Here is a 21,571-nt window from a genome sequence, read left to right as displayed (position 1 = left end):
TGCCATGGATCAAAGCCAACAAACTGGTCGACCAGACCAAGAACTGATCGACCAGCTTTATCGATCGACCGGTAGCATCATGACAGGACGCGCTTGCAAGCGCGCCCTGGCTGTAAAAAACACTGCACCCGACCTCGTCAAGGCGACGGAAGCGGGTTGAAAAAAGACGCTTTCGAGCGTCTTTTTTCATGCCCGCTTACTTTTGTTGCAATTCGGAAAAGAACCATTTGCAAACCTCAAGCGTCGAACGGTCCGGTATCGTGGCAGTTTCGCGGTACCAGAGTACGCGAAAATCGTACCCGTCAAACAAGTCAAACAGAGGATCGAATGAAGACAACACACAAGCTGGTGCTGGGCGCTGCGATGGCCGCCGCCTGTATCACGGCGCACGCGCAGGGCGTGCAGACCAACGGCAGCATGGTGGTGGTGCCGGCCACCGGCGAATTGACCGTGCCCAATGACCAGGCCAACGTTACCCTGCAAGTCGAGGAACAGGACAAGGACAAGACCGTTGCCGCTTCGCGCGTGAACCAGAAGATGAAGCAAGGCATCGAATTGCTGCGCAGGCAGGATCCGCAGGCGGTGTTGAAGAGCTATGGCTATTACACCTACGCGGTCTACGCCGAGCCGCAGGCCATCACGCCGCAGGTGCCGCGCGCCCCGGCCAAGGCGCGTCCGGTAGTGGGTTGGCGCGTTGGCCAGTACCTTGAATTGACCACCCAGAACCTCAGTGCGTTGCCCAAGACGGTCTCGGCCGCGCAAAGCCTGCTCAATCTCAACGGCCTGCAATTCGGCTTGAGCTCCGCAGCCGGCAAGAAGCTCGATGCCGCACTGTTCGACGCTACCTACAAGAACCTGGAAGAACGCATCGGCTTCATCGCCGGCTCGATGCGCCGCTCCACCAACGACGCCGTGCTCGAGACACTGGACTTCGAGGGCTCGGGCAACTACGCCAATGCCGAACGCCCCATGCCCAAGACCGCCATGATGATGCGCTCCGACATGGCTGCCGCGGAAGCGCCCAGCGTGGCCGAACCCAGCTTCGAGCCGGGCGAGTCGACCGTCAGCATGCGCCTGGTGGGCAAGGTGCGCTTCAAGTAAAGCAACGGCCGCCTGGCGGGCAAGACTAAAGAGGTCTATATAATCGGCTTCTTTTAGTCTTTGCTGCATACCCGGCAGGCCATGAACAAACTCATCCATCAATTCGTTCGCATCAACCGGCTGGGCTTGCTGCTGCTGGCGGCAGGCCTGGCACCCGCTTACGCCCAGGCCGATATCTGCGCCGATCTGCGTGCCATCCAGGCCCAGTCCGGTAACCATTTCGACGGCTGGAAGAAGGATCAGGTAGAAGAGGGCGCGCGTCGCCAGTTCAGCTCTTCCTTCCTGCTCGATGGCGCCAGCAGTTGTGTCATCGGCGGCAATTCCACCCACTATTCCTGCGTCTGGCAATTGGCCTCGCCCACCGAGCTGCGGCGCGCCTATGCGCGCATGGTCGAGCAGGTCAAGGCCTGCCCGGCCTTGAGCAAGGACCTGCCTGCCATCCTCAATGAGCAGCCCCAGGAGCGTACCCAGGGCGGGCTGCGCCAGAGCATGGAGATCACCGGTTTCGATTTCGCCGATGCCGAGGTCACGGTGCTGGTGGGGCGGCTGGAAGTCAGCGGCGGCACCCCTGCCCAGTCCAGCAACCAGCTGCGGTTTTCATTTGCCCGATCGGGCGCCGCCGCGCGTTGAGCCAACCTGGCGCAAAATGCGGTTAAAACCGCGCCGCTTCGCCCTGGATGCAGTGCGCGGCGTTACATTTGGCAAGGGCTCGACTAGAATAGGCACGCTTTTACTTTTGAAATTATTGCGATCATCGGAGCGACATTGAACAATAACCATTATCCCCACCCCATCATCGCCCGCGAAGGCTGGCCGTTCCTGACCATCGCCGTGGTAGTGGCATTGCTGACCAGCGCATTGTGGGGCGCGTGGTCCATACCGTTCTGGATCATCGCGCTGTTCGTATTGCAGTTCTTCCGCGATCCTCCACGCGTCATCCCGCAGCAGGCCAATGCGGTGCTGTCGCCGGCCGATGGTCGTATCGTCGTGGTGGCGCGTGCCCATGACCCGTACACCGACCGTGAAGCGCTCAAGATCAGTGTGTTCATGAACGTGTTCAACGTCCACTCCAATCGCTCGCCGGTCGACGGCAGGATCGAGACAGTGCAGTATTTCCCCGGCAAGTTCGTCAATGCCGACCTCGACAAGGCGTCGCTGGAGAACGAGCGCAATGCCCTGGCCATTACTACCACCAGCGGTCACAGCGTGACTTGCGTACAAGTGGCCGGACTGATTGCCCGCCGCATCCTGTGCTACGTCAAGGCTGGCGACAACCTGGCACGTGGCCAGCGCTACGGGTTCATCCGGTTCGGCTCGCGGGTCGACGTCTATCTGCCCCTGACTGCCGTGCCCAAGGTGACGGTAGGCGAAAAAGTGTCGGCTACAGAAACCATTCTGGCCGAACTCTGATCACACTCCTGTCGATACGCCGCAGCCGGCGTATCGACTGCCGGGCTCGGCGCCTAAGGTCGAGCTTTCTTTTGCACTTACCAACAATAAACATCGATGGCAACTTTCCGACGACGTAAAGCCAAGGGCGGCATTCCTCTACCGAAGTCCCTGCGCGGGCCGAAGCCGTATGCCGCGCAACTGGATCCGTCGGGCGAGGGGCCGGTACGTCGTCGCCGCGCACGCGGCATCTACCTGCTGCCCAACGCCTTCACCACCGCCGCGTTGTTCTGCGGCTTCTATGCCATCGTCATGGCGATGAACCTGAAGTTCGACTATGCCTCCATCGCCATCTTCGTGGCCATGGTGCTCGACAGCCTGGACGGACGCGTAGCCCGCATGACCAATACGCAGAGCGAATTCGGCGCCCAGTACGACAGCCTGTCGGACATGGTCTCCTTCGGCGCCGCGCCGGCGCTGGTGGTCTACGAATGGTCCTTGCGCGGCATGGGCAAGCTCGGGTGGCTGGCCGCCTTCGTCTATTGCGTGGGTGGCGCCTTGCGCCTGGCGCGCTTCAATACCAACATCGCCGTGGTCGACAAGCGCTATTTCCAGGGCTTGCCCAGCCCGGCGGCGGCGGCCATGGTGGCCGGCTTCGTGTGGCTGATGGATGACCTGCGTTTTGCCGGCACCGACCTCAGCTGGGCGGCCTGGGTCATTACCCTGTACGCCGGTATTACCATGGTGACCAACGTGCCATTCTATAGTTTCAAGGATGTCAATTTCCGCAAGCCCATGCCCTTCATCGCGGCCTTGATCGTGGTGCTGCTGCTGGTCGCCATTTCAAGCGATCCGTCCAAGGTACTGTTCGGCCTGTTCGTGCTGTATGGCCTGTCGGGCTATGGCGTGTATGTCTGGCGCCGCATCAAGGGGCGTCCGGTGAGCCTGGTGCAGACCAGTGACGAGCACGCCGACGACGGCCACTGAAACCTTGCCAGCCGTCAATGCAGCTACCCCGAACGCCCGCCTACGCGGGCGTTTTTCATGGTGCATCGTAGTACTTGCTTACACTTTGCAACGGCGGCTCAGCTTGCCCATGCCGGTTTGGTTTTCTAACCTTCTCTCCAAGACAGATCATCTTCGGGAGTCTTCATCATGGCAATCGATACCAGTAACAACATCAATAACCTGACCGCTGCCTACTTGAACGCCAGCGCCGTCAATACGGCACTTACCATCAACAGTGGCGTGGCCAACAACGCCGCGCTCAATGTCAACCAGAGTGCCGTGCAACGTGCCACCGAGCTGGCTGCGGATGCTTCCGTGGTGGTATCGCTGTCCAATTCCAACCTGCTCGACCAGACCTCACCGCTGACCTACAACGCCGCAGGGCTGCTCAATACGGCCGTGGCCATCAATACCGCCACCAGCGTGGCGCAGGCCATTGCCGCAGCCAATGACGCGGCCGAGTTGCGGGCGGCCGAGCAGGCACAGCTGCAAAGCGATGATGCCGCCGACACCACCCTGACGGCAGACCAGTCGGCCGACCTGTTCTACGCGGGTGTGCTCTCGGGACTGGCCACGGCACCGGCCACGGCCGGGCTTTACGCTACCAACGGTAACTTCAACGGTATCGACACCGCCTATGCGGCGCAGTTGGCCCAGGTCTTGCAGGCCAACCCCGACTTGGCCGATACCATAACCAGTGAAATTGCCGCCCAGGGCGTCACCGGCGCATTGCTGTCGGTCACGGCCTAGGTCCGGATAGGGGGGAGGGAGTCCGCAGGGGGATAGGCGATCAGTTGCGCCAGTGAATCCAGTAATGCCTGGTCAGTGGCGCAGCGTTCGCTGATGCGGTGGTCGACGCCGGGTAGATCGACGATGCGGCAGTGTCGTGACGCCCGCGCGTGGTCCCGTACCAGTTCGACGATTTCCGACGGGATGATGGCATCATGTTCGCCCCGTACCAGCGTCAGGCGACCGGTGTAGGTCGCCAGCAAAGGCAGTACGGCGGCATCGCGCCAACTCTGATGGCGCCGCAAGGCCGCGCTGAAGGCGGGGCCGAACGGCAACGCAAACGCTGCCGCGTCATAGATGGCGCCCACCAGCGTCACCACATGCGTGATGCGGTTCTGTGGCCGGCAGGCCAGCCGCAGCGCAATCTCGCCACCCATGCTGACTCCCACCACGGTACGCGGTCCGACGGTGGCATGATCCAGCAGGGCTTGCGCCTGCTCCAGTCTTTTTGCCAGCGACCCTGCTCGATGCGCGGTGCTCAGCCCGTGGCCGGAGAAGTCCAGTGCGGCGCTGGCGCAGCCCAGTTCGAGCAGCCTGTTGCGCAACGGGCGCTGGCGCTCGCGCGAACTCTGGCCCGCGCCGTGCAACACCAGCGTACGCACTGGTGACGTACCCATGACATCGCAGGCGATACGCTCTTGACCTGCCGCAAGCCAGAAGCTGGTCGATGCCATCCCGTTTCAGCTCCCTGCGAGGCGCCGCTCCTGCCCGGGCGCGCTGTAGAACGCGCGCTTGGCCTCATACATCAAGCCGTCGGCGCGCTGCAGTACCGCGTCGAGACGCTCGCCCGGTACGGCGGTCGCGGCCCCCATCGACAGGCTCATTGCCACGCCCGAATAGAACTGGTTATTGAGGTCGATCAATTGCCGTATCTGCTCGATGAGCGCATGCGCGCCACGTTCGTCGGTGCCCGGCAGCAGGATCGCGAACTCGTCGCCACCGGCGCGCGCCACGCTGGCCGGGCGTTCCACCGCCTTGGCCAGTACCTCGCCCACGCGCCGCAGCAAGGCGTCGCCGGCAGCGTGGCCGCGCTCGTCATTGACCAGCTTGAGGCCATTGAGGTCGGCCACGATGACGCTGATCGGAAACGGTCCCTTGCGCTCCAGGCGGTTCAGCTCGTCGACCATGAAGGCGCGATTGTGCAACTTGGTCAGTTCGTCGTGCTTGCCCAGGAATTCGAGATAGGCTTCGGCCTTCTTGCGCGCGGTGATATCGGTCAGCGCCACCAGCACCAGCCCCCAGCTATCCTCGTGTCCGGGAAACACCGAGAACTGCAGGTGGACGTTGATGGCTTCGCCGGTGAGCGAATAGTTGATCACCTCGCGCTGGTGCAGGAGGTTGCCATTCCATAACTCGATCAACTGCTGGCTGAAGTGCGGCCGCATGTCGTCGCGAAACACATCCGACAGGCGCGACAGCAGCGCCGGCTTGTCCTCGGCACCGAACATCGACAGCGTCTGCAGGTTGACGTCGATGACGCGGATCTCCTGCATGCAGCGCTCGACGAACTCGGGATGGACGTCGATGAAGGTGCGGAAATCGGTAATGCCGATGCGATGCAGGTCGTCGAACAGGCGCTTGACCTGGCTGAAGTCCTCCACCCACAGCGAGATGGGAGAATATTCGAACAGGCCGCGCGCATAGTTCTCGCTGCGCGACAGTTTCTTGCGTGCGGTCTCGCGTTCGGTCACGTTCTCGATGGCCAGCAGGATATAGTCCCAGCTCTGTTCGCTGCCGGGCATGATGCGCCCACTCAGCTGGATATCGATGCGGCGCCCGCCGAGCGTGTAGTTGACGGTATAACTGGAAAAATCGAGCCCGCCGTTCCACAACTGGACCAGCTCATCGATGAAGGTGTCGAGCATGTCGTCCCGAAACACCTGGTCGAGGTTGGCCACCAGGTGCTCGCGATCGGTGGCTTCGTACAATGCCAGCGTACGTTGGTTGACCGCCACAACCTTGATCTGCTGGGCACACTGCTTGGCGCGGCGCGTGTCTTGTCGCAGCCAGGCCCCGAGGTCGGACACACCCTCGCTGCGCCATTGGTCGAACAGCCGCTTCATGCCGCTGTAGTCTTCTTTCCAGAGAGAAATCGGGGCCAGATCGAAGCTTTCGTCCCGGCTGTCTGGCCCTTGCTGCAGGGCGGGGTGGCGCGCAATATCGTTTGGCATAACACATGCATGATGATTGGATAGGCAAGTGTAATGGTTTTACGATTGACTTAAACCGCTTGCTTGCGCGTACGAAAACTTTTTATCCAATTTTACTGATGCCGGACAGGTCCTTGCTGCGGTAGGCGCTGCGTATCCATGCAGCGAACTGGCGGGCTGCCCGTGCCAGTCGGGTGGTCCAATGACGCCGGGCCGGTGCCAGGCACAGCAGTTCGCCGCCGCCGGTCGCGCTGATCTGCGCCCAGCCGCCCTGCTCCAGCCGCAGCGACTGGCCGTCGTCCAGGCGCTGGCATTGCTGCAGCAATTGGCCTGCGATCCAGCGGGCGCTGCCCACCGTCAGGGCGGGGCCGTTGGACACCAGCGTAACGCCGGCCGGTAACCAGATGCGCAGGGTCTGGCCGGGGCTCAGGTGCAGGCTGCGAAGGGAGGCGGTGGCGCCGGGAGGCAGTGGGCAGGGCATGGGTTTCTCCATCGATGTCGATGCTGCCAGTCTAGGATTGCGGGCGGTGGGCGCACAGGCACAAGGGCACGGATAAGCGCGCACAACAGAAGGCTTTCTTCGAATCTGTTATCGTTGGTTTTCGAATACTCTGTATCTGTTCTGGTTTTTCCGGCCGGAACAAGATGTCTCATGGATACCAGCCTGCTTGTCCCAGACCCCGCCCCCGCCGCGCCGTGTCGTGCCGTTGCCGATGCGCCACCCCCGGCGGCCGCCCGCACTCCCCTGTATCGGCGCTTGGCCGATCATTACCAGGAAGCCATCGACGCCGGTACCCTGGCCGTGGGCGACCGCATGCCCTCGGTGCGCGACCTGATGCGCCAACACCAGGTCAGCCTGTCGACCGCGTTGCAAAGCCTGCGTCATATGGAGCAGGCGGGCTGGCTCGAGGCTCGGCCACGGTCCGGCTATTTCGTGCGGCAGCCCAAGCGCTCGGTGATCCGGCCGGTGCAGGAGCCCAGCAGCCTGCTGGCGCTGGACCCGGCGCAATATGTCGGTATCCACGAAAAGGTGTCGCAGTACATCGCGCTGCGCCAGAAGTCGGCACCCCCCATCGATTTGTCCGGCATGACCTGTGCGCCCGAACTCTATGCGGTCGACACGCTGCGCCAGGCAGCCATGCGTGCCCTGCGCGAGCGCCCGGAGCTGCTCACCAGTGCCATGCCGCATAACGGCAACATGGCGTTTCGGCATGCCGTGGCACGCCGTGCGCTCAATGCCGGCATGCGCATCAGTGCCGACGAAGTGGTGGTCACGCACGGCTGTATCGAAGCACTCAACCTGGCCTTGCGGGCCGTGGCCGGGCCGGGAGACACCATCGCGGTCGAGTCGCCCACCTATTTCGGCTTGCTGCAGGCGCTCGAGAACCTGGGCATGCGCGCGCTCGAGATACCGACCAGCCCGCATACCGGCATCTCGGTTGAGGCGCTGGAGCTGGCGGTGCGTACCTACGGCAATATCAAGGCGGTGGTGGTGGTGCCCAATCTGCAGAATCCGCTCGGCTGCATCATGCCCGAGGCGAACAAGGATGCGCTGGTCGCCCTGTGCGACCAGCTCAGGCTGCCGCTGATCGAAGACGACGCCTATACCGAGCTGGCCGATGGCAATGTCGCGCCGTCATCGCTCAAGAGCCGCGATCGCAGCGGCAACGTCATCTATTGCGCCTCGCTCAACAAGGTGTTGGCGCCCGGCATGCGCTTGGGGTGGATGAATGGCGGTCGCTGGCATGAGCGGGTCGGCATGCTCAAGTTCGCCCACACGCGCGCCAACGAAGAATGGACGCAGGTCACGGCTGCCGGCTTCATCGCCAGCCCGGCCTATGATCGCCACTTGCGTCGCCTGCGGGAAGTGCTGCGCGAACAGCGCGAGCGCATGGCCGAATCGATCGCCGCGTATTTTCCGGAGGGCTCGCGCATGAATGTGCCCAAGGGAGGGGTGGGCATGTGGGTGGAGCTGCCGCAGCAGATTTCGTCGCAGCGCCTGTTCGAGCTGGCGCTGGGCGAGGGCGTGGGCGTCTCACCGGGGACGATTTTTTCGAATTCGGATCGTTACGGGCATTTCTTGCGTATTTGCTGCGGTCACCCTTTCACGCGCGAGCTGGACCAGGCCTTGCGCAAGCTGGGGCGCATCGGCCAGCAATTGCTCGATGAACCCGGCCGATAACCGTTGGCGCCTCGTCCGGCGGCTGGCCGCGCGAGGCGCACGGCGGCTCAATTGATGAAGCGGCCATCGATACGGGTGGTGCGGTGCGCCATGTCGCCGTCCATCCGTATCTGCACGATCTGGTCCTCGATGGTGCGATAGCCGCTGGTCGAATAGGGCGCCACGAAGATGCTGTCGGCCACCCTGACCAGCGTTTCCCAGCCGTTGTCTTGCATCAGCGCATCGTAGTCCGGATTGTGCAGGCGGTTGTCGCCGAACGATACGCACCGCAGGCCGCGGACATCTATTTCGTAGAGCCAGTAATAGCGCCGATCGCGCGAGGACACCTCGATGGCGCGTTGCGCCGCCTCGGGGGTCAGAAAGGCATCCATCACCTCGCCGTCGAGCGCCTGTCGACCCGCCGCAAACCGGTATTGAGACGGAAATCCATGCACTTCCGGGTCGCGCCGGTAGGCGCCGTGCGGGTTGGAGCGCGGTGTCACGTACATGTAGCGATAGAGCGTGCCGAAGTTGCTGCTTTCGAGAAAGCCGCGCTCGTTGGGCTCGCGCCAATCGGTCTGCGTCGCCGCCGACGCGACGCGCCTTGCCGGTGCCGCCGGCGTTGCCTGCTCGCGGGCATCCTGGCGCAAGCGGTCGATGCTGGCAAGTAGGCGGTGCCGTATCGACCTTGCCCACTGCCCGGCACGCTGGCGGCCGCGCTGGCAGGCCTGGATCAGGTCGTCGCCGATGGCGCGCCGCTGGCGACTGCGCTCGCCGACGCAGCCCGGTTCGGGCTCTCGCACGCGCGTGAAGGCCTGGTTTGCCGACGAGAAGTCGGCCAGCCAGCACTGCTCTTGTGCCGCCGAGGATGCCTGCGCCCGGTACAGGTAGCGCAGTTTTTCGCGCTCGGCCTCGCACCCGGCTGCAATCTGGTGCCGGAACACGTTGCCGCTCACATGCTGCGGAAGATAGGCGATGCGGCGGTTGTACATGCCTTCCCGGATATCGGCCAACCATTGGTCCACACCCTGGTAGGTGACGCCGTCGCGGCGGTTGTAGACGGAGAAATGATGTGCCAGCTCGCGCAGGCCGTCGCCGCTGCGGGTCATCTCGACGATGGCCGCGCGCATGGCGTCGAGATCCGGATATTCGCAGACCGGCCGTGCGCTGCCCGGCATGATCAGCACCACGTGACCGTCGGCCGCTCGCAGCCAGCTCATGTCGCTGGATTGATAGGTGTTGATGTCGAACACGAAGGCCTGCGTGCCTTGCGTGCCCAGCGTCGGGTCGGGGTGCCCGGCCGCCTCGCACAACATGGCCAGGGCGCGGTCCGACAGCAATGCCTGCCCGCGGGCGTCGGGCTGTCCCAGCAAGGTCCTGAAGTCGCCCTTGTAGGCCATGCTGGCGCAGGCGATACGGTCGTTGTAGCCGCCCTTGGCCAGATCGACCAGCCATTGGTCGACGCCCTGGTAGAACACGCCGTCGCTGCGGTTGTAGGACGAGAAATGCCGCGCCATCTCCTGGCGACCGGCATCGTCGCACAGCATTTTCTGGATGTCGTCGCGCATCGCCTCCAGCGACGGGTATTGGCGGATGTGACGTTCGTTGCCTGGCATCAGCAGCACCACGTTGCCGTCGCTTGCGCGCAGCCATGCCATGTCGTCGGCCGCATAGCCATTGATGTCGAAGGCGTAGGTGCGGGTGCCGTAGTCGCGCAGGTCGGGGTCGCGATTGCCGGCGGCTTCGGCCAGCATGCCCAGTGCCTGGTCGGACAGTTGCAGGCGCGCGGCGGCGCTCTCGGTGATGCCCAATGCCCGCGCGCGCTCGTCGGCGCGGCGGTGGGACAGGGCAAATTGCAGGATGTCGGCTTCGGCCGCCGCCTGCATGGGCTCGGCGTTGCGCGCCCAGAATGCCTCCAGCCGCGCCAGGTAGGCGCTCTGGAGGGCAGGGTTGCGTATGTCCTGGCCGGCGCCCCGGGCCTGATCCTGCAGATCGGGAAACAGCGATCCCATCAGTTGTCCCGCCTCCAGCCGCAATGTGGCAAGTTCCCCGGTGGCCGCGCCCAGCGACGGTTTGCGCACCGTCGTGGTCGCCGGCGCAGGCTGCGGAGGCGGGGCGAGGGCGACCAGGCTGTCGCCGACGATGGCGCTGCGTCGGGCATGCGCCGTGTTGACGGTGACGTGGCGCATGGCCGGTGCCGCCGTCTTGCGCTCGATGAGCGGTTGGGCTGCGGTGCCAAGGGAATGAATCATGTTGCCTCCGGAGTAGTAAGGACACGACAAAATGTCACTTCATCGAAGTCGCATTGTGATCGCCACACCGGTGCTGGATCAGACCCTCTCTTCAAGAATGAAACGAAGAATGAAAGAAATTCGATTCCCTCGATGAGGTGGGAAAAGATCATCTTTCGATTCCCGGTGCCAGCGGCGATTGGCGATTGGCGACCGGCGACTGGGTCCGGGCATGCCGTGCTGCCAGGCGAGAGCGGGCGGGGAAGGGGAGCGGGGAAGGTGAACGGGGGCACCGGTGCATCACGGACGACATGTCGTCATCCGTGCCGGGCACCGGCGCTGGCGCGGCGCCCGCCTAGCCTGGCAGCGCCGCCTCGACCTGCGGGCGCCGTGGTATCGGTTCGACCGCGCCATAGCCGGTGGTCGACAGGGCGGCTGCCACGTTGGCGTAGCGGGCCGCGCTGAAGGGATCGCGTCCGGCCACCAGCTCGGCGATGAAGGCGCCGCCGAAGCAGTCGCCGGCGCCGGTGGCGTCCAGCGCTTGCACCGGGTGGGGCGCAACCAGCCGTCGTTGCTCGGGGGTCGCCACATAGCAGCCTTCATGCCCCAGCTTGAAGGCCACCAGCTTGATGCCGTAGGACAGCAGGCGGTCGACGATGGCGTCGCGCTCGTCGAGTCCGGTCAGTGTCGACACGTCTTCCCAGCTCGGCAGGCAGATATCGCACAGCTTGAAGGCCTCGATCAGCTTTTCGCGAGCGCGTTCGAGCGGCCACAGGCGCAGTCGCAAGTTGGTGTCGAGCGAGGTCAGCACGCCATGGGCCCGGGCATGGGCCATCGCCGCCAGGCCGCTGTCGCAGGCGCTCTCGCTGATGGCCAGGCTGATGCCCGACAGGTGCAGCACGCGGGCCTGCTCGATGGCCGCCAGCGGCAGGCTGGCCGGCGTGTAGCGGCTGGCCGCCGAGCCCGCGCGCAGGTAATGGAAGTGATGTCCGGCGTCGTCGTGGGTGACGAAGTAGATGCCGGTGGCCACGCCTGCGCTGAGCTCGACGTGGCCGATATCGACCCCTTCTTGCTGCCACAGCGCCAGCAGGTTGCGGCCGAAATGGTCGTCGCCGACGGCGCTGATGTAGGCGGTGTCGGCGCCCTGGCGGGCGGCGGCGATACAGAAGTTGGAGGTGTCGCCGCCAAAGCCCTCAAGGTAATTGCGTCGTTGCTGGATGCTTTGGTTGAATTCGACCATGGCTTCGCCAAAGGCCAGGATGGTATTGCGCATGAAGGACTCTGCTCAGAAAAAGGTCTGGACGACGTCGACGACATCGAATTGCGGATCGAGCACCGGCAGGTGGCGCCATTTGTCGAAGGTCAGGCAAGGGTGCGAGATGTCGAAGGCCAGCATGTCGCCGACGCGGATGTCATCGCCGGCGTTGATCCTGAGGTAGGCATGCTGGTCCATCATGCCGGTCACTTCCCAATGGGCCGGGGTGGGCGCGGGGGCACTGTCGACGCCCGGACGGAAACGCGACACCGGCAGCGGCAGGCCGGCGTCGAAGGCGGCATCGCGCTTGCCCAGCGCAATGATGGCCTTGTCGGGTTCGGGAATCGATTGCACGTAGGCCCACAATTGCAGCGCCGGTTGCAGCTGGCTGCGCATCTGGTGCGCGACCGGGTTGCGCACCTGGATCTGGGACTGGGCGGCGCGGTAGATGCCCACGTCATGGGTCAGGTAGCAGCCCGGACGCAGCACCACATCCAGTGGCACGCCGATGTCGGCACGGGCGAATTCCTCGGCCACCACGTCGTACCAGGCCGATCCGGCGCCGGTCAGCACCGCCGGGCCGCGCGCGATGCGCTTGGCCAGCAGGCCCTGTTGCGCCAGCGCCGTGGCACAGGCCACGGCGCGTTGCAGGAACTGCCGAATCTCGGCTTCTTCCTTGAGTACGCCTTCGTACACCTCCACGCCGGCCAGCGCGATGCTGTCCCAGCGCTTGATGGCCTCGATCACGGCGGCCTGCTGCGCGGCGTCGCGCACGCCGGTGCGTCCTCCCACCGGGCCCAGTTCCAGCAGCACGTCGAGGGTCTGGCCGCGCTCGCCGAAGAAGCGACCCAGTTGGTCAACCAGGTCGGCCGAGTCGACCAGGCAGAAGAATTCGAAATCGGGGTCGGCCAGCAGGTCGGAAATGATCGCCATGTTGCGCTTGCCGACCAGCTGGTTGGCCATGATCACCCGCCGCACGCCGTGCTGGTAACCTGCCAGTGTCTGGTGCGCGGTAGCCAGGGTAATGCCCCAGGCGCCGGTGTCGAGCTGGCGCTTGAACAGTTTCGGGGCCATGGTGGTCTTGCCGTGTGGCGCCAGCTTCACCTGGTAGCGACCGACGAACTCTTGCATCCAGGCAAGGTTGTGCTGCAGCTTCTGGTCGTACAGAACCGCCGCCGGCAGGCTGATGTCTTCATTGAGCAGGTTCCACTTCAGCGTGCTCGCCTGGTCCGGTGCCAGCGCGCCTGGCAGGCGGCCCAGGCCCTTGTTGACAGGGTCGATGATGCCGGTTTGATAAGCAATTTGGTAGTTTGTATCATTCATCGCAAAAAATGTCCTGAAGTGGTCTGTCAAAATTGGATTGACGTAATAATAGCCTTGAATTTACTATGTTTGCGGCGTGTTAGTAAATAACATAAATTATTTGGGTGATTCGGTTCGGGTCGCCTCAACCTCCACGACAAGCCCCGGGCATGGCGCAGACCTTCGACATCGTATCCCGCATCACAGAGCGCAGCAGCCAGTTGCGGCTGGCCGAGCAGAAAGTGGCGCAGGCCATCCTCGGCGACCTGGCCGGTGCGGCCAGCGCCAGCATCGGCGAGCTCGCCGCCAATGCCGGCGTGTCGGTGGCCAGCGTGACGCGCTTTGCCAAGGCCATGGGTTGTCGCGACGTGCGCGAGTTCAAGTTCCTGCTGGCCCAGGCGGTGGCGGTGGGGCAGCGCTTCTTCGATGGCGCCAAGCGCGCACCGGATGCGCACCCGCCGGAACTGGCCGACGTCGTCTGCAACGATATCCATGCCGTGCTCGACCTGAACCGGGCACTGCTCAATGCCGACATGCTGCTGGCGGCCGCCGGCCTGCTGGCCGAGGCGCGCATGATCTACTGCTTCGGCATGGGGGGCGGGTCGACCATGATGTCCGACGAGGCGCGCTATCGATTGGTGCGCCTGGGGCGCCCGGTGGCCACCTATCACGACGCCGTGTTGCAGAAGATGGTGGCCGCCACGCTCGACAAGAAGGACGTGGTGCTGGCCTTCTCGACCACCGGCAACGTCCCCGAACTGCTGGCCAGCTGCGAAGTGGCCCGCGAATACGGCGTCAAGCTGATCGCCATCACCGCGCTGGGCTCGCCCCTGGCGGGGCTGGCCGATGTGCTGCTGCCCATCAAGACGGTCGAGACCGACCTGATCTTCAAGCCCTCGTCATCGCGCTACGCGATGATGATGACCCTCGACATGCTGGTGCTGGAACTGGCCCTGCTGCAGAAGGACAGCAGCCAGGAACGCCTGCGCCGGCTCAAGTACGTACTCGACACACATCGCGGCGGTGGCGATCGCCACCAGCCGCTGGGAGACTGACATGAGCATCGACCATACCAATGCCTCGCCGCGGACCTGCGACACGCTGATCCTCAACGCGCTCATCATCGACGGTTCTGGAACCGGTTCCATTGCCGCCGATGTGGCCCTCGGCGGCGGTCGCATCGTCGCCATCGGCAGCCTGGCCGACTGGCATGCGGAGCAAGTGCTGGACGCCGCCGGCCGGGTGCTGGCACCGGGATTCATCGACGTCCACACGCACGACGACACCAACGTCATCCGCACCCCCGAGATGTTCCCCAAGCTGTCCCAGGGAGTCACCACGGTGGTCGTGGGCAACTGCGGCATCAGCGCCGCGCCGGTCACCCTCAAGGGCGACCCGCCCGACCCGATGAACCTGCTGGGCAAGTCCGAGGCATTCGGCTACCCGACCTTTGCCAGCTATGTCGCGGCCGTCAACGACGCGCGCCCGGCCATCAACGTGGCCGCGCTGGTGGGACACACCGCCTTGCGCCAGAACCACATGGACCGCCTCGATCGCGCCGCCAGCGCCGACGAGATCGCCGCCATGCGCGAGCAGCTGCGCGAGGCGCTGCAGCAGGGCGCGCTGGGCCTGTCGACCGGACTGGCCTACGGCAATGCCATCAATGCCCCCACCGATGAAGTGCTGGCGCTGGCCGAGCCGCTGGCGGAGTTCGGCGGCCTGTATGCGACCCACCTGCGCAGCGAGTTCGCCGATATCCTCGAAGCGATGGACGAGGCCTTCCGCATCGGTCGCGGCGCCCGCGTGCCGGTGGTGATCTCGCACCTGAAATGCGCCGGTGTGGAGAACTGGGGCCGCAGCAGCGAGGTGCTGCAGGCGCTGGAGTTGGCGGGGCGTCACCAGCATGTCGGTTGCGACTGCTATCCCTATACCGCCAGTTCCTCTACGCTGGACCTCAAGCAGGTCACCGACACCTACGACATCCAGGTCACCTGGTCCGAGCCGCACCCCGAGATGGGCGGCAAGATGCTCAAGCAGGTGGCCGCCGAATGGCAGCTCGACCTGCATGCGGCGGCCGCGCGGCTGATGCCGGCCGGCGCCGTCTATCACTGCATGTCGGACGACGACGTCAATCGCATCCTGTCGCATCCGGCGACGGTGGTCGGCTCCGACGGCCTGCCCAACGATCCCTTGCCGCATCCCCGCCTGTGGGGCGCCTTCCCGCGTGTGCTCGGCTATTACAGCCGCGAGCAGAAGCTGTTCTCGCTGGCGGTGGCGGTGCACAAGATGACCGGCCTGTCGGCCCAGCGTTTCGGCCTGCATGAGCGCGGCCTGGTGCGGGTCGGCTACTGGGCCGACCTGGTGCTGTTCGATCCCGAGACGGTGCGCGACGCCGCCAGCTTTACCGACCCGATGCAGCCGGCGCATGGCATCGAGGCGGTCTGGGTCAATGGCCAGCTGACCTATCGTGGCGAGCACAAGCAAGCCACCGGCCAGCGCGCCGGGCGTTTTTTGGCACGCCGGCCGGTGGCGGCGACGGAATGATTTTCAATCGAAGCGCATCGCGCATCATTTTCAAGCAAAGGAGCAGTCATGAGTATTGAACGATTTGGCGTCGAAGGCGGCAGCGGCACGGGTGGCCAGCATTTGCCATTTGCACGCGCAGTGGCCGCCGACGGCTGGTTGTACGTATCGGGCCAGGTGGCGATGGAAAACGGCGAAGTGATCGATGGCGGCATCGTGGCGCAATCGCACAAGGCGATCCAGAACGTGCTGGCGATCCTCAAGGAAGCCGGCTACGGTCCCGAGCACGTGGTGCGCTGTGGCGTCTGGCTCGATGACGCACGCGACTTCCAGTCCTTCAACAAGGTGTTCAAGGAATACTTCGGCGCCAATCCGCCGGCGCGCGCCTGCGTGGTGTCGAGCATGGTGGTCGATTGCAAGGTCGAGGTCGACTGCGTGGCCTTCAAGCGCCAAGTGGCGCGGTAACGGATGCATTTGCATACGTCGGTGCAGCACGGGAGCTAAAACCCGGCGCGCCGGCGGGTGATTTTTAACCTTCGGATGGGAGAGCAAGATGGAGGCTGTACAGGGTAGTGCGCTACTGATCTATGCATTGGTGGCGGTGATCGCATTGATCGTGCTGATTGCGAAATTCAAGTTGAACCCGTTCATCGTATTGATCGTGGTGTCGCTGGTGCTGGGCCTGGCCGTAGGCATGCCGATGGGCAATATCGTCAAGGCCTTCGAGACCGGGGTCGGTGGCGCGCTGGGCCACATCGCGCTGGTGGTGGGCCTGGGTACCATGCTGGGCAAGATGATGGCCGAGTCGGGCGGTGCCGAGCGCATCGCCAACACCATGATCAAGGCCTTCGGCGAAAAGAACGTGCACTGGGCCATGATGACGGTGGCCTTCATCGTCGGCCTGCCGGTGTTCTTCGAAGTCGGTTTCGTGCTGCTGGTGCCGATCGCCTTCAACATCGCCAAGCGCACCGGGACCAATATGGTGCTGGTGGGTATTCCGATGGTGGCCGGCCTGTCGGTGGTGCATGGGCTGATCCCGCCGCACCCGGCGGCGCTGCTGGCGGTGACGGCCTATAACGCCGACATCGGCCACACCATCATGTACGCACTGATCGTCGGTATCCCCACGGCCATCATTGCCGGTCCGATCTTCGGCAAGCTGGTGTCGAAGGTGGTGATCCCCAACCCGGACAATCCGCTCATCGAGCAATTCGTCGACGCCAAGAAGGAAAAGCGCGAACTGCCGGGCTTCGGCATTACGCTGTTCACCATCCTGTTGCCGGTGGCGCTGATGTTGATCGGCAGCTGGGCCGACGTGTTCTTCACCCCCAAGACCTTCGCCAACGATTTCCTGCGCCTGATCGGTAATTCCGTCATCGCGTTGTTGATCGCCACCCTGGTCAGCTTCTGGACTTTCGGCCGGGCCCGCGGTTTCGGCGCCGAGCAGATCCTGAAATTCACCAACGAATGCCTGGCACCGATTGCCAGCATCACCCTGGTGGTGGGCGCGGGTGCCGGTTTCGGTCGCATCCTGATGGATGGCGGCGTATCGAAGGCCATCGTCGGCATCGCCACCGACGCGCACCTGTCGCCGCTGCTGCTGGGCTGGTTCGTGGCCGCGCTGATCCGCGTGGCAACCGGTTCGGCCACGGTGGCCATGACCACCGCCTGCGGTATCGTCGCGCCGATCGTCTCCACCGTGGGTGGCGTGCGTCCGGAACTGATGGTGCTGGCCACCGGCGCCGGTTCGTTGATCCTGTCGCACGTCAATGACGGCGGTTTCTGGCTGGTCAAGGAATACTTCAACATGACCGTGCCGCAGACCTTCAAGACCTGGACCGTGATGGAAACGCTGATCTCGGTGCTGGCATTGCTGTTCACATTGGGATTGGCAACGGTGGTCTGATCGCTGTTGTCCTGCTCGCGAAAAGGCCGTCCGGTTCGCACCGGACGGCCTTTTTTCAATGATCAGGCCAAGGGCTAGAAGCGCATGCGCGAATCGTCATAGCGGGGATCGGGGCCGTTCTCGACCTTCTGCACGATGCCGGCATCGGTGAAGTACACCGTCATCTGCGAATTCCACACGCCGCTTTCCTTGAAGCCGTAGTTCCACGCTTCGTACGGAATGCGGGCGTAGCGGGTGACCTCGGTCGGGCGTCCGACGCGGTTGAGCACGTCCTGCTTGGTGTCGACGTTGGGCCGGATGGCGTGGAAGTTCTCCACCGTCCATACCTGCTGGTATGACACCAGGCGGTGGTCGGGACCGATGCGCGCCATGTACTGGTACTGGCCGAAGGCGCCCGCCCCGTACTCGAACAGGCGCGTATTGCCATCCTGATAAACATTGCTGGGCGCGCCCAGGCGGGTCAGTACCTCTTGTTCTGATTGCCCCGGGGTGACCGGCGGCTGCAACAGCGAGGCGCAGCCAGCCAGGCCGAGCACGGCGGCGGCCGCCAGCAGGCGGGCGCAAAGGCGTGAAATGGGTTGTCGCATGGTCATCTTTTCCTGGTCGGCCGGTGGTTTGTTGTCGGCCGGCAATCCTGGCCATCGAACATCATCGGCATTGTCTCTAAGTATTTGAATGAATGGGATTTTGCTATATACTGCGCGTCTGGTCGAATTTGACCGGATTCATTTTTTTTGTTCACGGTATGCGCGGCCGGCAATCGGATTGCCACCACAGCTGCATAAGCTGCGTAAGAGCTACGTATACCGCCTGTGAAAGGTAAATTAGCATGTCCATCGAAAAAGCAGCCAAGGCTGCCATTATCTCCGAAAACGCACGCGCCACTAACGACACCGGTTCTCCGGAAGTGCAAGTCGCGCTGCTGACCGCCCGTATCAACGACCTGAACGGTCACTTCAAGGCACACAGCAAGGATCACCACTCGCGTCGCGGCCTGATCAAGATGGTCAACCGTCGCAAGAGCCTGCTGTCCTACCTGAAGGGCAAGGATGCCGATCGTTACCGCGCGCTGATCGAAAAGCTCGGCCTGCGTAAGTAATTTGATTTTGCGACTGACTCCGTTTCGCGGATCATAGCCACAATGCCTGCGTCACTCGTTGACGCGGGCATTTTGTTTTTTGCGATTCCGTTATTGTCCCGTTATCGTTCGGTTTTACGTTTTTGTCTCATCGTGGCGCAGCATGGCCACGTTCGTCGTAAGCCGCTGGCAGGATTGTCGGCGGCTGTGGTGAGGTGAACGACAGCGCCTGAAAATCTGTCGGCAAAAGGAGCCCGCGCACCGTGAACACAGTCGGGGCCGGCTCCATAAAAGAAAGGAAATACCGTGTTTAATAAAGTCACCAAGACCTTCCAGTACGGCCAGCACCAAGTCACGCTGGAAACCGGCGAGATCGCCCGCCAGGCCTCCGGCGCCGTGGTGGTGTCGATCGAAGATACCGTCATCCTGGCCACCGTGGTGGCCCGCAAGGAAGCCAAGCCAGGCCAGGACTTCTTCCCCCTGACCGTCGACTACATCGAAAAGACCTATGCCGCCGGCCGCATTCCCGGTGGTTTCTTCAAGCGCGAGGGCAAGCCCTCCGAGAAGGAAACCCTGACATCGCGCCTGATCGATCGTCCGATCCGCCCGCTGTTCCCCGAAGGCTACCTCAACGAAGTGCAAGTGATCGTGCACGTGTTGTCGGTCAACCCCGAGATCGATCCTGACATCGCCGCCATGATCGGTTCGTCGGCCGCGCTGTCGCTGGCCGGCATTCCGTTCAGCGGCCCGGTGGGCGCCGCGCGCGTGGGCTATATCGATGGCCAGTACGTGCTCAACCCGACCTCGACCCAGCTGAAGTCGTCGCAGCTGAACCTGGTAGTGGCAGGTACCGAATCGGCCGTGCTGATGGTCGAGTCCGAAGCCGACCAGCTGTCCGAGGAAGTGATGCTGGGCGCGGTGGTGTTCGGCCACGAACAATCGAAGGCGGTCATCGACGCCATCCACGAACTGGTGCGCGACGGTGGCAAGCCGGAAGTGCAATGGGCGCCGCCGGCCAAGAACGATGCGCTCATCGCACGCGTGTCGCAACTGGCCGAAGGCCCGTTGCGCGCAGCCTACCAGACCAAGGACAAGCAAGCCCGTACCGAAAAGCTCAAGGCCGTCACCAGCCAGGTCAACGAAGCGCTGGTGGCCGATGCCGCCGACGTCGACCTGTCCGATGTGAGCACCATCCTGTTCGACCTGGAAGCCAAGATCGTGCGCTCGCAGATCCTGGAAGGCGAACCGCGTATCGACGGTCGCGACACCCGCACCGTGCGTCCGATCTCGATCCGTACCGGCGTGCTGCCGCGTACCCACGGTTCGGCCCTGTTCACCCGTGGCGAAACCCAGGCACTGGTGGTCGCGACCCTGGGCACCGCGCGTGACGAGCAGAAGATCGACGGCCTGCTGGGCGAGTACACCGATCGCTTCATGCTGCACTACAACATGCCTCCGTTCGCCACCGGCGAAACCGGCCGCGTCGGTACCCCGAAGCGCCGCGAGATCGGCCACGGCCGCCTGGCCAAGCGCGCTTTGCTGGCTGCGCTGCCGGCCGCTGACGAGTTCAGCTACTCGGTGCGCCTGGTGTCCGAAATCACCGAATCGAACGGTTCGTCGTCGATGGCATCGGTGTGCGGCGGCTGCCTGGCGTTGATGGATGCCGGCGTGCCGATGAAGTCGCACGTGGCCGGTATCGCCATGGGCCTGATCAAGGAAGGCAACAAGTTCGCCGTGCTGACCGACATCCTGGGCGACGAAGATCACCTGGGCGACATGGACTTCAAGGTGGCCGGTACTGCCGAAGGCATCACCGCGCTGCAGATGGACATCAAGATCCAGGGCATCACCAAGGAAATCATGCAGGTGGCGCTGGAGCAGGCCAAGGAAGGCCGTCACCACATCCTGGGCAAGATGGCCGAAGCCGTGCCTGCCGGTACCGGCGAGCTGTCCGACTTCGCGCCGCGCCTGATCACCATCAAGATCAACCCCGAGAAGATCCGCGACGTGATCGGCAAGGGCGGCGCCGTGATCCGTGCGCTGACCGAAGAAACCGGCACCCAGATCGACATCAGCGACGAAGGCGTGGTCACCATCGCCTCGGTCGATGCCACCGCCGGCCAGGAAGCCAAGCGTCGCATCGAAGAACTGACCGCTTCGGTCGAAGTGGGCAAGATCTACGAAGGCACCGTCCTGAAGCTGCTGGACTTCGGCGCCATCGTCCAGGTGTTGCCGGGCAAGGATGGTCTGCTGCACATCAGCCAGATCGCCAACGAGCGCGTCAACGCCGTGGCCGACTATCTCAAGGAAGGCCAGCAAGTACGCGTGAAGGTCCTCGAGACCGACGACCGTGGCCGCCTGAAGCTGTCGATGAAGGCCGCCCAGGGTGAAGACTCGCCAGAGTCCGCTACCCAGGCCCAGTAATACCAGCGTCGCCGGGCTGGTCCCGGTGGTGGCAGTGAAAAAATCCCCCGTGGTCGTGAGGCCGCGGGGGATTTTTCATTGGACCGCGGCGATGGCGGCCGGCGGGGGTGTGACAAAGTGGCCAAGTGCTTTCGAACCAAATATGTGAGAACCTGTCCGTCTGCATTGAGGCAGGTCAAGCTTGCCTCGCCGGTGGTCCTGGGAAAACCGCGACCGGTCGGTGCAGTCCGAATAGAGAGTAGGGGACAGCGTCG

The 21,571-nt window shown here is 63.7% G+C and carries 19 protein-coding genes; 12 read left to right on the top strand and 7 right to left on the bottom strand.

The genetic code is table 11. The annotated features are described in order from the left end of the window. Nucleotides 1–327: 327 nt before the first annotated feature. The 5 genes from PMI40_RS20435 to PMI40_RS20415 all read left to right on the top strand — a co-directional run bounded on the left by PMI40_RS20435 (nt 328) and on the right by PMI40_RS20415 (nt 4,248). Nucleotides 328–1,101 carry an SIMPL domain-containing protein gene (locus PMI40_RS20435; RefSeq protein ID WP_008119304.1) on the top strand — a complete coding sequence of 258 codons (774 nt, stop codon included), beginning with the start codon at nt 328–330 and terminating at the stop codon, nt 1,099–1,101. A gap of 81 nt (nt 1,102–1,182) precedes the next feature. Beyond that, nucleotides 1,183–1,731 carry a hypothetical protein gene (locus tag PMI40_RS20430; RefSeq protein ID WP_008119303.1) on the top strand — a complete coding sequence of 183 codons (549 nt, stop codon included), beginning with the start codon at nt 1,183–1,185 and terminating at the stop codon, nt 1,729–1,731. Between the two features lie 135 nt (nt 1,732–1,866). Beyond that, nucleotides 1,867–2,511, top strand: coding sequence for a phosphatidylserine decarboxylase (locus PMI40_RS20425; protein WP_008119301.1), 645 nt, complete (start codon nt 1,867–1,869; stop codon nt 2,509–2,511). 96 nt (nt 2,512–2,607) lie between these two features. Continuing rightward, nucleotides 2,608–3,477, top strand: a complete 870-nt coding sequence (pssA, locus tag PMI40_RS20420) for a CDP-diacylglycerol--serine O-phosphatidyltransferase (protein ID WP_008119299.1) — start codon at nt 2,608–2,610, stop codon at nt 3,475–3,477. Nucleotides 3,478–3,645: 168 nt separating this feature from the next. Further along, complete coding sequence (locus tag PMI40_RS20415) at nt 3,646–4,248, top strand: hypothetical protein (protein WP_008119296.1); 603 nt, start codon at nt 3,646–3,648, stop codon at nt 4,246–4,248. Here the strand turns inward: PMI40_RS20415 and PMI40_RS20410 are convergent. The 3 genes from PMI40_RS20410 to PMI40_RS20400 all read right to left on the bottom strand — a co-directional run bounded on the left by PMI40_RS20410 (nt 4,245) and on the right by PMI40_RS20400 (nt 6,918). Beyond that, entirely contained in the window at nt 4,245–4,904 is a 660-nt protein-coding gene (locus PMI40_RS20410) for an alpha/beta fold hydrolase (RefSeq protein ID WP_238540987.1), read from the bottom strand. The genes PMI40_RS20415 and PMI40_RS20410 overlap by 4 nt on opposite strands. A 63-nt stretch (nt 4,905–4,967) precedes the next feature. Next, the gene (locus PMI40_RS20405; RefSeq protein WP_008119292.1) at nt 4,968–6,458 is read right to left on the bottom strand and encodes a sensor domain-containing diguanylate cyclase; all 1,491 of its coding nucleotides are present in this window, start codon (nt 6,456–6,458) and stop codon (nt 4,968–4,970) included. 82 nt (nt 6,459–6,540) lie between these two features. Further along, nucleotides 6,541–6,918 (bottom strand): hypothetical protein, encoded by a 378-nt coding sequence (locus PMI40_RS20400; RefSeq protein ID WP_008119290.1) that lies wholly within the window; start codon nt 6,916–6,918, stop codon nt 6,541–6,543. Nucleotides 6,919–7,089: 171 nt separating this feature from the next. On the opposite strand from PMI40_RS20400, the gene PMI40_RS20395 reads away from it, so the two are divergent. After that, nucleotides 7,090–8,619 carry a PLP-dependent aminotransferase family protein gene (locus PMI40_RS20395; protein ID WP_008119287.1) on the top strand — a complete coding sequence of 510 codons (1,530 nt, stop codon included), beginning with the start codon at nt 7,090–7,092 and terminating at the stop codon, nt 8,617–8,619. A 47-nt stretch (nt 8,620–8,666) separates the two neighbouring features. Here the strand turns inward: PMI40_RS20395 and PMI40_RS20390 are convergent, their stop codons facing one another. From PMI40_RS20390 to PMI40_RS20380, 3 genes are all read right to left on the bottom strand, one after another. Continuing rightward, nucleotides 8,667–10,850 carry a dermonecrotic toxin domain-containing protein gene (locus tag PMI40_RS20390; protein WP_008119284.1) on the bottom strand — a complete coding sequence of 728 codons (2,184 nt, stop codon included), beginning with the start codon at nt 10,848–10,850 and terminating at the stop codon, nt 8,667–8,669. 334 nt (nt 10,851–11,184) lie between these two features. Then, nucleotides 11,185–12,102 carry a sugar kinase gene (locus tag PMI40_RS20385; protein WP_008119282.1) on the bottom strand — a complete coding sequence of 306 codons (918 nt, stop codon included), beginning with the start codon at nt 12,100–12,102 and terminating at the stop codon, nt 11,185–11,187. A gap of 12 nt (nt 12,103–12,114) precedes the next feature. Further along, nucleotides 12,115–13,407, bottom strand: coding sequence for an amino acid deaminase (locus tag PMI40_RS20380; protein WP_008119280.1), 1,293 nt, complete (start codon nt 13,405–13,407; stop codon nt 12,115–12,117). 149 nt (nt 13,408–13,556) lie between these two features. On the opposite strand from PMI40_RS20380, the gene PMI40_RS20375 reads away from it, so the two are divergent. From PMI40_RS20375 to PMI40_RS20360, 4 genes are all read left to right on the top strand, one after another. Further along, the gene (locus PMI40_RS20375) at nt 13,557–14,441 is read left to right on the top strand and encodes a MurR/RpiR family transcriptional regulator (protein ID WP_008119278.1); all 885 of its coding nucleotides are present in this window, start codon (nt 13,557–13,559) and stop codon (nt 14,439–14,441) included. Between the two features lies 1 nt (nt 14,442). Then, a complete protein-coding gene (locus PMI40_RS20370; protein ID WP_008119276.1) occupies nt 14,443–15,930 on the top strand; it encodes an amidohydrolase family protein in 1,488 nt (495 codons plus the stop codon). Between the two features lie 48 nt (nt 15,931–15,978). After that, nucleotides 15,979–16,374, top strand: a complete 396-nt coding sequence (locus PMI40_RS20365; protein WP_008119274.1) for a RidA family protein — start codon at nt 15,979–15,981, stop codon at nt 16,372–16,374. A gap of 88 nt (nt 16,375–16,462) precedes the next feature. Beyond that, nucleotides 16,463–17,815 (top strand): GntP family permease, encoded by a 1,353-nt coding sequence (locus tag PMI40_RS20360; protein ID WP_008119272.1) that lies wholly within the window; start codon nt 16,463–16,465, stop codon nt 17,813–17,815. Nucleotides 17,816–17,889: 74 nt separating this feature from the next. Here the strand turns inward: PMI40_RS20360 and PMI40_RS20355 are convergent, their stop codons facing one another. Further along, nucleotides 17,890–18,402 carry a hypothetical protein gene (locus PMI40_RS20355; RefSeq protein ID WP_008119269.1) on the bottom strand — a complete coding sequence of 171 codons (513 nt, stop codon included), beginning with the start codon at nt 18,400–18,402 and terminating at the stop codon, nt 17,890–17,892. Nucleotides 18,403–18,644: 242 nt separating this feature from the next. On the opposite strand from PMI40_RS20355, the gene rpsO reads away from it, so the two are divergent. Then, nucleotides 18,645–18,914 (top strand): 30S ribosomal protein S15, encoded by a 270-nt coding sequence (gene rpsO / locus PMI40_RS20350; protein WP_008119265.1) that lies wholly within the window; start codon nt 18,645–18,647, stop codon nt 18,912–18,914. Between the two features lie 285 nt (nt 18,915–19,199). Then, nucleotides 19,200–21,317 (top strand): polyribonucleotide nucleotidyltransferase, encoded by a 2,118-nt coding sequence (gene pnp, locus PMI40_RS20345; protein WP_008119264.1) that lies wholly within the window; start codon nt 19,200–19,202, stop codon nt 21,315–21,317. Nucleotides 21,318–21,571 lie beyond the last annotated feature (254 nt).

The organism is Herbaspirillum sp. YR522 (assembly GCF_000282575.1).
Classification (GTDB): Bacteria; Pseudomonadota; Gammaproteobacteria; order Burkholderiales; family Burkholderiaceae_D; genus Herbaspirillum.
The sequence above is the reverse complement of the archived record's forward strand: the minus strand, read 5'-3'. Positions and strand labels throughout refer to the sequence as shown.